Consider the following 16421-nt stretch of genomic DNA (forward strand, 5'->3'; position numbering starts at 1 on the left):
AATATGATGTCTTGTATGATGCCGGAACTTTCCGCAGAGACTCTGTTGTAATTTTTTTTCAAAAATAGATATAGAAACCTCTGCAGATCGCAGAGGTTTTTTTTTGCTCAAAATGAAAAACTTTAATTTTTTTTTAAGCCAAAACATTAACTAATCCAGTAAAAAGAAATGAAAAAAAATGTACTAGCCTTTTTAAGTATCTTGACATTTTCAGGAATTTATGCACAGGAAAATAAAACTGAGCAGGATACGCTAAAAAATAATGAATTATCAGAAGTTACGATAGTAGGATCAAGAAGTAAAAACAGAGTAAAAACCGATGTTCCGGTTCCTGTTGATGTTTTTAGTATTACTGAAATTACAAAAGGAGCGCCGCAAACGAGCGTAACTCAAATTTTAAATTATGTTGCCCCTTCATTTACCAGTAATCCTACATCAACGGCAGATGCAACAGATCACGTTGATCCGGCTCAGTTAAGAGGATTGGGACCAGATCAGGTTTTGATTTTAGTGAACGGAAAACGAAGACATACAAGTGCTTTGGTAAATATAAATGGTTCGCCGGGAAGAGGTTCTGTTGGTACAGATTTAAATGCAATTCCGTCTTTCGCCATTGACCGAATCGAAGTTTTAAGAGATGGAGCAGCAGCGCAATATGGTTCTGATGCAATTGCGGGAGTAATTAATATTGTCCTTAAAAAGAATGCTAATTTTATTTCAGGGGGAATCCAATATGGAGCCAACTTATCATCTGGATCTAATGATTTTAAAGGAGGAGCCGATGGACAAACATTACAAGTTGACTTAAACTACGGAACCTCATTAGGAAAACCTGGAAGTTTCCTGAATGTTACAGCAAGTGCCGTAACTAGAGAAGCAACAAGCAGAGCCGGAATTAGAAGTAATGCTATTTTTAACGCTTACAATGCAGTTGAAAATAGAGCTGCGCAAGCTGGTGTTCAAATCAACTCATTATTCAGTAATATTAACTCAACTCCAAATTCGGCACAAATTTTAAGTTCTTTAAAACAATATGCACCACAAGTAAGTTATTTTACAGCTGCACAGCAAAATGCGATTGCGGGCGCAACAACAATTACACAAATGCAGACAGCGCTGAATTTTGATGTAACCAATAATGAACTTCAATACAGAGGTCAGCAGAGAAGCGACTATAATATGAGTGTGGGACAGTCAGAATTGGCATCGGGTCAAGCTTATTATAACGCAAAATATCCTTTGACAGAAACAACTTCTCTGTATTCTTTTGGGGGAATATCATATAGAAACGGGAAATCGTATGCTTTCAACAGACTTCCAAATGGTTCAGGAACTTTTACTCAGGTGTATCAAAACGGATTTCTGCCAGAAATTGAGTCAAAGATTTTAGATGCTTCTGCTGCCGTTGGAGTGAATGCAGAATTATTCGGATTTGATACTGATTTAAGTACAAACCTCGGAACAAATTCTTTTCAATATGATGTAAACAATACAATCAATGCGACTTTGGGAACCAATTCTCCTTTTAGTTTTGATGCAGGAAAAGTTTCATTTTTGCAAAGTACAACCAATTTAGATTTTACCAGAAAGTATGATGTTCTTGCTGGTTTGAATGTTGCTTTCGGAGGGGAATTTAGATATGAAAATTATCAAATAAAACAAGGAGAAGAAGCTTCTTATGGATTGTATGACGTAAATGGAGCTTTGGTTTCGGGAATTCTGCCAAGTAATTCGCCATTAATTGTTACCGACTTTTTTGGAAACAAACGTGGAGCAGGAGCACAGGGATTTTCAGGATTTCAGCCTTCAGATGCGAAAGAAAAAAATAGAAATAGTGGCGCGGCATATCTTGATTTAGAATTAAATGTAACCGAAAAATGGTTAGTAAACGGAGCTTTGCGTTATGAAAATTATTCTGATTTTGGAAGTACAACTATCTTCAAATTAGCTTCTCTTTTAAAGTTGAATGAAAACATTAACTGGAGAATTTCTGGACAAACAGGTTTTAGAGCACCATCATTACAGCAAAAATATTTTGAATCAAGCTCAACTCAATTTATAAATGGATCGCCATATCAGGTGGGTTATTTTACAAATGATTCAGAAGCGGCAAAAAGTATTGGTGTTGAAAATTTAAAGCCTGAAAAATCAAAAAGCATTAGTACAGGATTTACATTTAAAATTCCTGAAGCAAATATAACAATTGCAACAGATGCTTATTTTACCAGAATCGATGACAGAATTGTATTGACTGGCCAATATTCAAGACCAACAGATGCGCAGATTGCTGCAGCTACAAGTCCCGAACAAGCCGAAGCATTGACTTTATTCCAACAGGCATTTGACACAAAAGGAGTGGAAAGAGCGTCATTTTGGACGAACGGAATCAACTCTGAAACAAAAGGAATTGATTTGGTAATTTCTCAGAAATATGATGTTATCCCAGATTTTATTATCAGAAATGATTTGGCTTTAAGCTACAATGAAACGAAAAGAGTTGGCGATTTAAATGTACCACAATCTATTATTGATGCAGGTGGCGAACCTTATAAATATTCGTTTTTTCCAGAGTCAAGTCGCGTGTATTTAGAAGAAGCAATTCCGAGATTGAAAGCTAATTTAATGACAACTTTCAGTATTAAGAAACTGGACATTTATTTAAGAAACAGCTATTTTGGAAAAGTGACAGATCCAGGGGCAACAGATGTGAATTTAGATGGATTTTCATCAGTGTATGAGCACCCAGAATACAGCGCAAAATTAGTTACAGATTTATCTTTAGGATATCAAATCAACGAGCATTTTAGAGCAACAATTGGGTTTAATAATATAGGAGATGTTTATCCGGACAGAAATAATCCAGCAACTCCGGCCTTTACAAATACAACTCCAACGTTGTCTCCGGCACCAAGTACAGATTTGAGCAATGCAAATCAGTTTGCATATTCAAGAGCAGTATCGCAATTTGGATTGAACGGAAGATTTGGTTTTGCACGTTTGAGCTTTAAATTCTAAAAATTAAAGAATCGGCTACTCTTGATAGCTATCGGGATATAAAGATTAAACGAATTAGCATTGATTTTTTTAATCAATGTAATCTTTTATCCCGATAGCTTTCGGAAGTGGCTAACTTTTCACAATAACTTAATCAGCTGTTATTACTTGATTTTAGTGACATGAAAAATTTAATTGTTAAATATCAAAATTTTATTTGGCTGTTAAATAAATAAATATTACATTTACTCTATCGAATTAGTCGAGTTTAAAAAAGAAACAATTCAATTATTAAATATAAATGAAAACAATAGCAAATAATATGGTGATGTGTTGTCAGATGATGCAAATGTGCATCCCAATTTGTTGTTGCCAAAAGTAAAAGTTAAATCTTGGTTTTAGTTAGAACTAAAAGCCCTTTTGGTAGCCATCCGAAAGGGCTTTTTTAATTTCAACACTTAAATTTTCAAATTATGAAAACACTAAATTCAATCGCGATAGAGTATTTATTGAGAAACGATTCTCAAAAAAACAATAATAAATCAGAAGACATAACTAGAGAAGTTATACGAATAAATGCAGAGCAGAAGATAAAAGCTCAAAGATCATTATTATTCCAAATGTATGATCTCGAAGAACAAGAAAGCTTTTTTGTTTAAAGGAGTTTCAGCATCAATTTCAAAAAACAATATCAATATAATATATAGTATCAACAATATTTAAAAAATTAAGAAATCATGAGTACACAAAAATTTGCAACAAACGCACTACATGCAGGACACGATGTTACTAAAAATGCAGGAACAAGAGCAGTGCCTATTTATCAAACGTCATCATATGTATTTAATAATGCTGATCATGCGGCCAACTTATTTGGTCTTGCTGAAGCCGGATTTATTTACACAAGATTAAATAATCCAACAAATGATGTTTTAGAACAACGGCTTGCAGCGCTCGAAGGCGGAATTGGAGCTGTAGTTACGGCATCTGGAGCATCGGCAATTTCAACAACTTTGCTTACTTTGCTAAGAGCGGGCGATCATATCGTAGCTTCAAACAGTTTATACGGTGGAACTTATAACTTATTAAGTGTAACATTACCGCGATTAGGAATTACAACGACTTTTGTAGATCCTTCAAAACCAGAAAACTTCACTAAAGCAGCGAAAGAAAATACCAGAGCTTTCTTTGTAGAATCATTAGGAAATCCAAAATTAGATGTATTGGATCTAAAAGGAATTTCGGCGGAAGCCAAAGCATTCAAAGTGCCTTTTATAGTAGATAATACAGTTGCGACACCTTATTTATTAAACCCTATTAAATATGGTGCCGATATTGTAATTCATTCCTTAACAAAATATATTGCCGGAAACGGAACGTCATTAGGAGGCGCTATTATTGACGCCGGAAGTTTTGACTGGTCTAACGGAAAATTCCCTGAATTTACAGAGCCTTCTGCAGGATATCACGGATTAGTTTATCACGAAGCTTTAGGAAATGCAGCTTTTATTGCAAAAGCACGAATTGAAGGTTTGCGTGATTTTGGCGCAGCTTTGAGTCCGTTTAATGCTTTTCAGATTATTCAGGGATTAGAAACTTTGCCAATCCGAATTAAAAAACACAGCGAAAATGCTTTGGCCTTGGCTGAATGGCTTGAAAAACAAGATGAGGTGGTTTGGGTAAATTATCCAGGTTTGAAATCGAATAAATATTATGATTTAGCGAAGGAATATCTTCCTGCGGGACAAAGTGGTATTATCACTTTTGGATTAAAAGGAGGTTTTGATGCGGCGAAAAAAGTGGTTGACGAAACGAAGTTGTTCTCATTATTAGCCAATATTGGTGATACAAAATCATTGATTATACATCCAGCAAGCACAACACACCAACAATTGTCTGAAGAAGATCAATTGGCAACAGGTGTTTCTAAAGATTTAGTCCGACTTTCTGTTGGAATCGAGGATATTGAAGATTTAATCGCCGATTTAAAAGCGGTTTTTGAAAGCGTGACATTAGCGCAATACAGTATCAATAAAAATTAGGTTTTTTTGTTTTTTGTTTGAAAAATTGCCTTTAGCAGTGTGGTGCTGCTAAGGGTGATTTTTTATGAAAAAAAACTATAAATAAAAAATGAAACCATATAAGGTATATAAGTAAATAGAAGTAATGTATTAAGGTATATGCTGAAATGAACTTATATACTTATATGGTTAAATATTTAAAATGCGAGAAATTATGTCAAAGCTTAAAATAAATATTATTCTTTTTGGGATTGGAAATATCGGAAGCACACTGATCAATCAGATTATTGAAAGTCAGGAATTTTTTCTTCAAAGCAAAAATGTCGATTTTCATTTCCCGATAATAACGAATTCAACAGTTGCTTTTTTCGAGAAAGAAGGCGTGGGTTATTCATGGGAAACCAATTTCAGAGAATTAGCCGTGCCTTTCAGAGTGGAAGATATTATAGCGTTTGCAAAAGAAAATGAATTCGAAAATTTAATAGCCGTTGATGCTACTGCAAGCGACGAACTAATAAGTCATTACAATACATTGATCGAAAACGGATTTAATATTGTTGCGGTAAATAAGAAAGCCAATACGCTCCCAATAGATCTTTATAAACAGCTGAGAGAAAATCTAAAAAAATACGACAAAGAGTTTTTGTATGAAACATCAGTTGATACAGGATTTCCGGTTTTGCAGACATTGAGAGATTTGTATTATTCGGGTGAAAAAATCACGAAGATCAGAGGAGTGTTTTCAGATCATTTAAGTTATGTATTTAACCGATTTTCGGCAGAAGAAAATTCTTTTTCATCAATTTTGAAAGATGCCAGCCTTCTCGGATTAATGCGTTCGACTTTTAAAGAAGATTTATCCGGAAATGATACAGCCAGAAAATTACTGATTCTGACACGTGAAATCGGGAAAGAATTTGAATTATCAGATATAAAAATTAATTCTATAATAAGAGAAGAGCATCTGGAAAAAAATGGAATACTAAATAAAGAAGCAGTCGAGCGATCTTATAAAATTGCAAAAATCACTCAGGCAGAAAATCATGTTTTGCGATATGTGGGCGAATTTGATGTCGAAAAAAATACTCTGGAAGTAAAATTGGTTTCAGAACCTGTAACATCTCCAATTGGACAATTAAAAGGTTCAGATGCGATTTTCGAAATTTATACCCAATCTTATGCTGATGTTCCAATTGTGATACAAGGTGCGTCACCATGTAAACAGGCAATTTCGAGAGGAATTATAACCGATATTTTAAAAGTAGCTGACAAAATCAAAAATAAAGAAGCAGTCTGGCTATAAGTGGTTTTTTAATATTAAGAAAAAAGTTCTTTGACAGATTGAAACAGAAAAAGTTAGTTTATTTTTTGTAAGTTAATACTGTATTTTTATCAAATCTTCATTTTGTAAGATGTTTTTTGACGATAAAAAGGCGTTTTTTAACGTTTTTTTAGAAAAATTAGGCTTTTGTAACTTGGAATATTAAAAAAAAAGTTGCAAATTTGTAAGACAAGTAAGATCTGTTAAAAACAGATGCTTAAATGTTAAATAAATGATTTATCGCCTTTTAGATCCTAATCAAATCTGAAAGCTTATTAAAGAGAATTAAATGCAGAATTTTTTTAAAATAAAAGTCAAATCACAGATGAATAAATCCCTACAGATGAACAAGATGTTTAACGTCGCACGTATTTGTGTACGCGTCTGTTGATACTAAAAGTATATATAAGTTCTATAAAAACTTAAACCCTTTTGGTATTAAAAACCCAAAAGGGTTTTTTTATTCATTTTGATTAGCATAACAAAAATTTAAAGAAAAAGTAAATATTATAAAACGCAAACTAACTTAAACTTAAATATCATGAGCACATTAAACTACTTAAGAAAAAAAATCTCAACTTTCAAAAACATCAAAAATGAAAGAAACAATCCGCCGCCAACAAATGAATTAATTCATCCAAGCTTCGGAATAACGGAAACAGATAATAAAAAAGAAGTTAGAAAAGAACCAAATTCTTTATTATTCTTGATGTATTCAAAAGAGAATGAAACGCTTTTTATCTAAATCAAAAAGCAGTATAAAATAGGGTAAAACCGGCTTAATTTTACTGGGCAATTTGTTCGGTAATTTTTTGCGTATAATAAATTCTCGTTGAAGTATGTTTAAGAAATTGCGGAATCAGTTTCGATAAAATTTGTTTGTTTAAGAAATTAGTAGTTAATTTGCACCTTTAAGTTCAAAAACGTATTGAAATGTTATAAAGAAAGGAGGAGGGATTAGACCCGATGAATCCTTAGCAACCCTTCGTTAATTCGAAGAAGGTGCTGCATTCTACCACGCCCAAACGTGGAAAGATAACAACAAGAATTTTTCTAGTTTCAAACTCTAGACTTTCTTTCTAATATTTCCACATACAAATCAATAATAAAAAGATTTGAAATTGGAAAATATACCAAATCCCATCATAATTAATAATTTCATCACAGAGAGTGGTGCAGTATTTTCATCGTTACCGTTAAGTTTTACGCTTTCTGGTTTGCCTTTGCATGCCGCTCCAATTGTTTTGGTCAATCATGCTTTGACAGGAAATGCACAAGTGACCGGAGAAAACGGTTGGTGGAATGATTTGATTGGAGACGAAAAAACAATCGACACAAATAAATATACCGTTTTAGCATTTAATGTTCCAGGAAATGGTAATGATTCGTTTGTAATTGAAAATTATCAGGATTTTACGGCCAGAGATATCGCAAGAATTTTTATCAAAGGCTTGAAAACGCTGAATATAGAGCAAGTATTTGCAATTATTGGAGGCTCTGTTGGAGGCGGAATTGCCTGGGAAATCCTGGCATTGGAACCAAACATCACAGAACATTTAATTCCAATTGCAACCGACTGGAAATCGACCGATTGGATGATTGCAAATTGTTACCTTCAGGAACAAATTTTGAACAATTCGTCCAGACCAATTGAAGATGCCAGAATTCATGCCATGCTTTGTTACAGATCTCCAGAATCATTCAAAGCGAAATTTAAGCGAACTGTTCATTCTGAACTTTCCATTTTTAATATCGAAAGCTGGCTGGCGCATCACGGAAATAAATTGCAAAAACGTTATCAATTATCGTCGTACAAATTGATGAACCAATTGCTGAAAACCATAGATATTACAAGAAATAGTGAGGATTTCGAGACTTTAATATCAAAATCAAACGCAGCGATTCATATTGTTGCAATCAATTCAGATTTGTTTTTTACACCACAGGAAAATCTGGAAACTTACAATGAATTAAAGAAATTTAAAAACAATGTTTTTTACAGCGAAATTGATTCGGTTCACGGACATGACGCTTTTTTAATCGAGTACAAACAATTAGATCATTTACTTGCCGATATTTTTAAGGCAGAAACAATAGCAAAATAAAATGAAAGTATTAAAATTTGGAGGTAAATCGTTATCAAACGGAGAAGGGCTTAATAAAGTAGTTTCAATCATTTTAGATAAAGTAAATCAAGGCGAAAAAATTGCCGTAGTTGTTTCTGCGCGTGGTAACGCGACAGATGAATTAGAAGATATTTTAAGAATTGCCGCTAAAAACGGAAACTACAAACCTCTTTTAGAAAGTTTTAAAGCTTATCAGACTTCAGACTATGGTCAAGTTGATTTGTCTGAAGAATTCAATATTTTGGATAAACTTTTTGAGGGAGTTAGTTTGATTGGCGACTATAGCAACAAAATCAAAGATCAGATTTTGTCGAAAGGAGAATTGCTTTCGGCTAAATTATTGACGTCAATTTTAATTGAAAAAGGAATTCCGGCCAACTTTGTTGATACAAGAGAATTGCTTAAAACAGACTCAAAATTTGGTGATGCTCAGCCTTTGGAACAACTTTCAAAGAAAAACGTAATCAATTATTTTAAGCTTCATAACGGCGAAACTGTAAATATTGTTACAGGTTTCATTGGTTCAAATAATAACAACGACACTACAACTTTAGGAAGAAACGGAAGTAACTATACTGCTTCGTTAATTGCAAATTATTTAGATGCTGAAGAACTTCAAAACTTTACGCACGTTGACGGAATTTACACAGCAAACCCAGATTTAGTTGCCGATGCTAAAAAAATCGAATATTTATCGTTTAACGAAGCAAATGAATTAGCGAATTTTGGCGCAACCATTCTACATGCAAAGACTATTATTCCTTTATTGGAAAAAAATATTCCGCTTCGTATTTTAAATACATTTAATCACGAAAATCACGGAACTTTAATCACTTCAAATTCTCAAAAAGAAGGAATTAAAACGCTTTCTGTTTTAGAAAATGTTTCTTTAGTAAATCTTGAAGGACGCGGATTGCTTGGAAAATCCGGAGTTGATGCCAGAATCTTCAAAGTAATGGGCGATCACAATATCAGTGTAAGTATCATTTCGCAAGGTTCTTCAGAAAGAGGAATTGGATTGGTTGTGGCCAAAGACAAAGCGACCCTTGCAATGGTTGAGCTAGAAAAAGAGTTTGAAAATGACTTTTATTCTAAAGATGTAAACCAAATTACGGTTACAGATAATGTTTCTGTAATTTCGATTATTGGACAAGATTTGAGTACTTTTCATAAACCTTACACCGCTTTAATCAAAAACAAAATAGTTCCGATTTTATTTAATAACACAGTTACGGGTAAAAACGTGAGTTTGGTTGTAAAGAAAGAAGAACTAAACAAAGCTTTAAACGTAATTCATGGAGAAATTTTTGGAGTTTCTAAAAAAATCAACATTGCGATTTTCGGCCACGGATTAGTTGGAGGAACGTTGATTAATCAAATTTTGGAATCTGCATCTTCAATTGAAAAACGTAAAGATATTAAGCTGAATGTTTTTGCAATTGCAAATTCTAAAAAGCTTTTATTAAACAGAAATGGCGTAACTTCAAGCTGGAAAAATGATATCCAGACAAAAGGTGAAGAATATTCAATCAATGATATTATTGCTTATGCAAATGAGCATCATTTAGAGAATTTAATCGCAATTGATAATACGGCAAGTGCATCATTCGTAGAAAATTATATTCCGCTTGTAGAAAGCAGTTTCGATTTGATTTCTTCGAATAAAGTAGCAAATACATTGACGTATGGTTTTTATAAAGAACTGAGAAAAGCTTTGGCAGAAAACCAAAAGAATTATTTATATGAAACCAATGTTGGTGCAGGTTTACCGTTAATTGATACAATTAAATTACTACATCTTTCTGGTGAAAACATCACAAAAATTAAGGGAGTTTTCTCTGGAACACTGAGTTATTTATTCAATAATTTCTCTGCAAAAGATGCGCCTTTCAGCGAAATTCTGCAGGAAGCAATTGATAACGGATATACAGAACCAGATCCGCGTGAGGATTTGTGCGGAAATGATGTGGGAAGAAAATTATTGATTTTGGCAAGAGAATTAGATTTGCAGAATGAGTTTGAAGAAATTTCAATTCAGAATTTAATTCCGGAACATTTAAGAGAAGGAAATGTTTCTGATTTCTTGACAAAGTTAAAAGAATTCGATCCAATTTACGAGAAAATAAAAGCAGATCAACAACCAAATCACGTTTTAAGATACATTGGTGAATTGTCTGGTGATTTGCAGAATGATAAAGGAAATTTAGAAGTAAAATTAGTTTCAGTACCAAAAGATACTGCATTAGGCGGATTAAAAGGTTCAGATTCTTTCTTCGAAATTTACACAGAATCTTACGGAGATCGTCCAATAGTTATTCAGGGAGCTGGTGCAGGTTCTGCGGTAACAGCGAGAGGAGTTTTTGGAGATATTTTGAGATTGTCTGATAAAGGATAAAAGAATTTTAGAGTTCAGATTTTAGATTTGAATTCAAACAAAAACAAAAAAATAACAACACAATGAAAGTAACTTTAAACAGAGTAAATGACGCATTTCATTTTAAAGTAAAAAATGAACGCGGACACGTAGTTGACGTTGACAGCAGAGCTGAATTTGGCGGAAGCGATTTAGGCGCAAGCCCAATGGAATTGGTTTTAATGGGCGTTGCAGGATGTAGCGCAATTGATATGATTTCAATTTTGAAAAAACAGCGTCAGGAAATCACTTCTTTTAATGCTGAGGTTGAAGGAACACGAGTTCAGATTGAAGAAGCAAAACCTTTTAAAGAAATCGATGTGGTTTTCTATTTAGAAGGAGAAATCAATCCTGAAAAAGCAAAAAAAGCAGCACAACTTTCTTTTGAGAAATACTGCTCAGTTGCGAAAACTGTTGAGCCAACTGCAACAATCAAATACAAAGTTGTTCTCAACAACGAGGCTTTATAAAATTAGAAAATGAGTTAAATAGAGAATTAGATAATTTCTCTAAACAGTTTGAATTTTGAGTTCAGTAATAACCTGAAACTTTAAACTTTAAACAAAAAAACAAAAAACAACACAATGAACACAGAAGAATTTGGTTTTGAAACACAAGCCATTAGAACACAATTAGAAAGATCTCAGTATTTAGAACATTCGGTGCCTTTGTACCTATCGTCAAGCTTTGTTTTTGAAGATGCCGAAGATATGAGAGCTTCTTTTACAGAAGAAAAAGAAAGAAATATTTACAGCCGTTTCAGCAATCCAAATACGACTGAGTTTGTGGAGAAAATTTGCAAAATGGAAGGCGCTGAATCTGGTTACGCATTCGCAACCGGAATGGCTGCGGTATATTCTACTTTTGCCGGATTATTAAATTCGGGAGACCATATTGTGTCTGCAAGCAGCGTTTTCGGTTCTACGCACGCTTTGTTTATGACTTATTTTCCAAAATGGAATATCGAAACTTCTTATTTTGAAATCAATAAGCCAGAAACTATCGAAAGTTTCATCAAGCCAAACACCAAAATATTATACGCAGAATCGCCAACAAATCCTGGAGTTGATGTGATTGACTTGCAATTATTAGGAGACATTGCTAAAAAACACAACTTGATTTTAATTATCGATAACTGTTTTGCAACGCCTTATTTACAGCAACCAATTAAATTTGGAGCGCATTTAGTAATACATTCTGCAACAAAATTGATCGACGGACAAGGTCGTGTTTTAGGAGGAGTTACGGTTGGAAATGCAGATTTAATCAGACAGATTTATTTGTTTTCAAGAAATACAGGTCCGGCTTTATCTCCGTTTAATGCATGGGTTTTGTCAAAAAGTTTAGAAACTTTAGCGGTTCGTGTAGACAGACATTGTGAAAATGCTTTAAAAGTAGCTGAATTTTTAGAAAGCCATCCAAATGTGAATAGCGTTAAATATCCGTTCTTAAAATCGCATCCACAATATGAAATTGCTAAAAAACAAATGAAAGCTGGTGGAAACATCATCGCATTTGAAATCAAAGGCGGAATTGAAGCGGGAAGAAAATTCCTGAATTCAATTCAACTTTGTTCATTATCAGCAAATATTGGAGATACAAGAACAATTGTTACGCATCCAGCTTCTACAACGCACAGCAAGTTATCTGAAGAAGATCAATTAGCTGTTGGAATCACGCAAGGTTTAGTTCGTGTTTCTGTAGGTTTAGAAACCGTAGAAGATGTAATTGCTGATTTGAAGCAAGCGTTGGCTTAAAACCAAAATATAATAAAATTAAGGGCTGTTTTTTTAAATAGCCCTTTTTTGTATATCAAGGATTTTTTTTGAAATAATTTTTAGTTTTGAAAATATGATAAAACCAAGATTACTTTTGTTATCTGATTTGTTTGGAGGCAATCCGGAATGGATTGAATATTATATTCAGATATTAGAGCCAAAATTTGAAATTCAATATTATGATGTTCTTCAATTGGCTGATATTGATTCATCTAATTTATTAGAGACAGATATTCACAATCAATTTTTAAATGGAGGAATTGAAAAAGCTGTTGATAATTTATTGGCTTCAGAAAAAAGCGAGGTTGCTGTTTTAGCTTTTAGCATTGGTGGTACAATTGCCTGGAAAGCATCATTAAAAGGTTTAAAAATAACAAAGCTAATTGCAATTTCCTCAACAAGATTAAGATTTGAAACGGAAGTTCCTAATTGTGAAACCAAACTTTATTTTGGCGAGCAGGATCTAAATTCGCCCAGCAGTGAATGGTTTTCAAAATTAAAAATAGAAAAACATATTCTCGAAAATCAAAAACACCAATTGTATTTAGACGAAAAGAATGTTATTTTGATTTGTAGTAATTTGTTGTAATTCATTCGTCAAAAATTATACTTTTGTTATAACCAAAATCTAATTAATAATAAAAACCACGAACTAGTTTATGAGTAACTCTGGATACATACTTGATGATCGACTGCTGGCTTCCGTAGGAATCCGTTTTTTAAATTATATTTTAGATACTGTATTTGTAATTGCAATTTTTATGGGACTTTGTCTTTTTGCCGGAGTTCTTATTGGTTTATTTGAATTGACGGGGCTTGGTGAGTGGATGGACAGTTTAGGGAATTGGGGCTGGAATTTGGTAATATTTGCGATTTACTTTTTTTACTTTTTAATTACCGAAGGATTGTTTGGAAGATCGCTTGCGAAGTTTATAACAGGAACCATTGTTGTTAATGAATATGGTGAAAAAGCTGATTTTGCTGACATTGTCAAAAGATGTTTTTGTCGATTTATACCTTTTGATATGTTTTCATACTTAGGATCAAGAGGCTGGCACGATTCTCTTTCCGATACTTATGTGGTGAATAAAAAAGCCTTGGTTGAAGAAATAAAAACATTTCACGAGTTTAATTTAATCGGAAGTAACGAAGTAATCTGATAGAACAAGTAGAATATAATTTCCTTTCTGTTATTATTCTCATTTAAAAAGCCTATTTTTGTTGCAGAAATAAATGTAATCGTTTTCGGGGCATTAATTTCGAAACAAATATTTTGCAATTTAAAATTTAAAGATGCTTTCAAAAAAAACAAAATACGGAATAAAAGCGTTGACTTATTTGGCCAGACGAGAAAATAATGATCCTGTTCAAATTGCCGAAATCGCGAAAAACGAACATATTTCGATTAAGTTTTTAGAGAGTATTTTATTGCTTTTAAGGAATTCCGGTTTTCTTGGAGCCAAAAAAGGAAAAGGCGGCGGCTATTATCTAATCAAAGATCCGAAAGATATAAGCATGGCAAAAGTCTATCGAATTTTAGAAGGGCCAATTGCATTATTGCCTTGCGCAAGTCATAATTTTTATGAAAGATGTGACGACTGTGATGACGAATCTACCTGTGCAGCCCGAAGATTAATGACTGAAGTTAGAGATAATACACTTAAAATATTAGAAAGTAATTCTTTAGCAGATATTGCTTTTTAAGAAATAAAAAAGACCATTTCAAAATAGAAATGGTCTTTTTTTATAATAATGTTTTAGTTAAAAAATCAATTTATATCCAGTAAAGAATAACATTACTGCGATAGCATTTCTAAGAAATTGATCCGGAACTTTTCCGCTCAGCATACTTCCCATATATATTCCAGGAAGTGATCCCATTAACAGCTGGCCAAGTAATCCTAAATCAAGATTTCCCATTGAAGCATGTCCGATTCCAGCAACAAGCGTTAATGGAACTGCATGAGCAATTTCGGTTCCCACTAAGCGAGGTAGCGGTAATAAAGGATAAAGAAAAAATAAAGTTACGGTTCCCAAAGCGCCAGCGCCAATGGATGTTACGGTCACGGTCGCACCAAGTAATACTCCAATTGCAATAGTCAGCATATTTTGAGTGTGGCTTTCGCTGTGGAATTTATCTCCTGCATGTTTTTGAGAAAATTTCAAAATTTTGTTTTTGAATATAATAGCAATTGATGTAAATAATAATGCCCAACCTAAACTAAACTTTATAACATGATTAATGGTCTCAATATCTGTTTTAATACTGTTTAGAATCCATAAAGTTACTAAAGCTGCTGGAACACTGCCTAATGTAAGCCAGCCTGTAATTTTCCAGTTTATGTTTCCTTTTTTATGATGAACAAATATTCCTCCAGCTTTCGTAAAAGCGGCATAAAGCAAATCTGTACCGACTGCAGTTGTTGGCGGAATATTAAAAAACAACAAAATAGGAGTCATTAAAGAACCACCACCTACGCCAGTTAAACCAACAATAAAACCGACTGCTAATCCGGCAATTACAAGACCAATTTGAAAATCCATAAAAAAAGTTTGGCGCTAAAATACAACATTTTTATAATTATCCTATAGATATTGTAGAGATTAAAAAACGTATTTAATAAACAAGCTTTTTTACTATTTATATTGTTCAAATATGTTGTGAAATGATATTATTTGTGAAATTAATTTATCAAAATCTTAAATAGTTCTTTTATAATGTAATGAATGTGTAAATGAGCTTTAAAAAAATCAAAATAATGTTTTGATTATTCTAAATAAGTAGTATTTTTGCAAAGTAATCTATTAACCCGATAGGGTAATAGGTTTTGAAAACAAATTCAATTATTTAATATGGAGAAAGAACTGAAAATAAATAGTGCAGATTCGTTCAAAGAAAAGCTTTGGATCGGAATTCCTGTTGTTTTGCTAGTAGGTTTATTATCTGTATTAATTTATAATCATCATGCTGAGTTTTCGTGGAGCGGGTTTGTAAATGGTTTTAATGAAGAATTTTTAGTGTTTTTTGCTATTGGAGTTTTTGCTCAGTTAGTTGATGGAACTTTAGGAATGGGATATGGAGCAACTTCTACATCATTTTTATTGGCTTATGGAGTTCCGCCAGTTGTAAGTAGTACGGCAGTTCACGTTTCTGAAATGTTTACTACTGGAGCATCGGCACTTTCACATCATAGATTCGGAAACATTAATAAAAAACTAGTAAAACATTTATTGATTCCGGGTGTTTTAGGGTCAATTACAGGAGCTTATTTATTGTCAGATGTTATAAATGGGGATGTTATTAAGCCTTTTATTGCAGTGTATATGATCGTTTTGGCGGTTATCATTATTAGAAAAGCATTAAAGAAAAATATAGAAAAGAAGAAAACGAAAAAATTAGGTGTTTTAGCTGTTTTCGGCGGATTTATGGATTCTGTTGGAGGCGGAGGCTGGGGACCGATTGTGACTTCAACTTTATTGGGAAGAGGAAGAAATCCAAGATATACTATTGGTTCGGTAAATGCAGCTGAGTTTGCGATTTCGTTTGCAAGTGGTATAACGTTCATGCTTTTTGGTGGAATCCACGGTTGGCAGGTAATCATCGGATTGATTTTGGGAGGAGTCATTTCAGCGCCATTAGCAGCATATTTGGTAAATAAAATCAAAAGAAAACCAATGATGGTTGCGGTTGGGATTCTAATTATATTATTGAGTTTAAAAACATTATCTAAATTATTGTAAAAAATAATTTTAGAAAGGAAGAGAGAT

Annotated in this window: 14 protein-coding genes and 1 riboswitch; of the genes, 13 read left to right on the forward strand and 1 reads right to left on the reverse strand. The window is 33.2% G+C overall.

The window, feature by feature from the left end:
• Positions 1-168: 168 nt before the first annotated feature.
• The 12 genes from FN795_RS08765 to FN795_RS08820 all read left to right on the forward strand — a co-directional run bounded on the left by FN795_RS08765 (position 169) and on the right by FN795_RS08820 (position 14357).
• Positions 169-3015: a TonB-dependent receptor plug domain-containing protein gene (locus tag FN795_RS08765; RefSeq protein WP_142450266.1), complete on the forward strand. Its 2847-nt coding sequence runs from the start codon at positions 169-171 to the stop codon at positions 3013-3015.
• 452 nt (positions 3016-3467) lie between these two features.
• Positions 3468-3653, forward strand: coding sequence for a hypothetical protein (locus tag FN795_RS08770; protein ID WP_142450267.1), 186 nt, complete (start codon positions 3468-3470; stop codon positions 3651-3653).
• A gap of 78 nt (positions 3654-3731) precedes the next feature.
• A complete protein-coding gene (locus FN795_RS08775) occupies positions 3732-5036 on the forward strand; it encodes an O-acetylhomoserine aminocarboxypropyltransferase/cysteine synthase family protein (RefSeq protein WP_142450268.1) in 1305 nt (434 codons plus the stop codon).
• A gap of 193 nt (positions 5037-5229) precedes the next feature.
• On the forward strand, positions 5230-6318 hold the full coding sequence (locus FN795_RS08780; protein WP_142450269.1) for a homoserine dehydrogenase family protein: 1089 nt from the start codon (positions 5230-5232) through the stop codon (positions 6316-6318).
• Positions 6319-6877: 559 nt separating this feature from the next.
• Positions 6878-7081 carry a hypothetical protein gene (locus FN795_RS08785; protein ID WP_142450270.1) on the forward strand — a complete coding sequence of 68 codons (204 nt, stop codon included), beginning with the start codon at positions 6878-6880 and terminating at the stop codon, positions 7079-7081.
• Between the two features lie 188 nt (positions 7082-7269).
• A riboswitch (SAM riboswitch) is annotated at positions 7270-7378 on the forward strand.
• A 79-nt stretch (positions 7379-7457) separates the two neighbouring features.
• Entirely contained in the window at positions 7458-8441 is a 984-nt protein-coding gene (locus FN795_RS08790) for an alpha/beta fold hydrolase (protein WP_244289960.1), read from the forward strand.
• Position 8442: 1 nt separating this feature from the next.
• The gene (gene thrA / locus FN795_RS08795) at positions 8443-10857 is read left to right on the forward strand and encodes a bifunctional aspartate kinase/homoserine dehydrogenase I (RefSeq protein ID WP_142450272.1); all 2415 of its coding nucleotides are present in this window, start codon (positions 8443-8445) and stop codon (positions 10855-10857) included.
• A 62-nt stretch (positions 10858-10919) separates the two neighbouring features.
• Positions 10920-11345 carry an OsmC family protein gene (locus tag FN795_RS08800; RefSeq protein WP_026728534.1) on the forward strand — a complete coding sequence of 142 codons (426 nt, stop codon included), beginning with the start codon at positions 10920-10922 and terminating at the stop codon, positions 11343-11345.
• Positions 11346-11459: 114 nt separating this feature from the next.
• The gene (locus tag FN795_RS08805) at positions 11460-12632 is read left to right on the forward strand and encodes a trans-sulfuration enzyme family protein (RefSeq protein WP_142450273.1); all 1173 of its coding nucleotides are present in this window, start codon (positions 11460-11462) and stop codon (positions 12630-12632) included.
• A gap of 94 nt (positions 12633-12726) precedes the next feature.
• Positions 12727-13242, forward strand: coding sequence for an alpha/beta hydrolase (locus FN795_RS08810; protein ID WP_142450274.1), 516 nt, complete (start codon positions 12727-12729; stop codon positions 13240-13242).
• A 70-nt stretch (positions 13243-13312) separates the two neighbouring features.
• Positions 13313-13813, forward strand: coding sequence for an RDD family protein (locus FN795_RS08815; RefSeq protein ID WP_142450275.1), 501 nt, complete (start codon positions 13313-13315; stop codon positions 13811-13813).
• 133 nt (positions 13814-13946) lie between these two features.
• On the forward strand, positions 13947-14357 hold the full coding sequence (locus tag FN795_RS08820; RefSeq protein ID WP_035645602.1) for an RrF2 family transcriptional regulator: 411 nt from the start codon (positions 13947-13949) through the stop codon (positions 14355-14357).
• Between the two features lie 57 nt (positions 14358-14414).
• Here the strand turns inward: FN795_RS08820 and FN795_RS08825 are convergent, their stop codons facing one another.
• Positions 14415-15197, reverse strand: a complete 783-nt coding sequence (locus FN795_RS08825; RefSeq protein WP_142450276.1) for a sulfite exporter TauE/SafE family protein — start codon at positions 15195-15197, stop codon at positions 14415-14417.
• Between the two features lie 309 nt (positions 15198-15506).
• Here FN795_RS08825 and FN795_RS08830 point away from each other — a divergent pair, with 309 nt between their 5' ends.
• Positions 15507-16394, forward strand: a complete 888-nt coding sequence (locus tag FN795_RS08830; RefSeq protein ID WP_142450277.1) for a sulfite exporter TauE/SafE family protein — start codon at positions 15507-15509, stop codon at positions 16392-16394.
• Positions 16395-16421: the final 27 nt, after the last annotated feature.

Source organism: Flavobacterium resistens, from assembly GCF_900182645.1.
GTDB classification, from domain to species: Bacteria; Bacteroidota; Bacteroidia; order Flavobacteriales; family Flavobacteriaceae; genus Flavobacterium; species Flavobacterium resistens.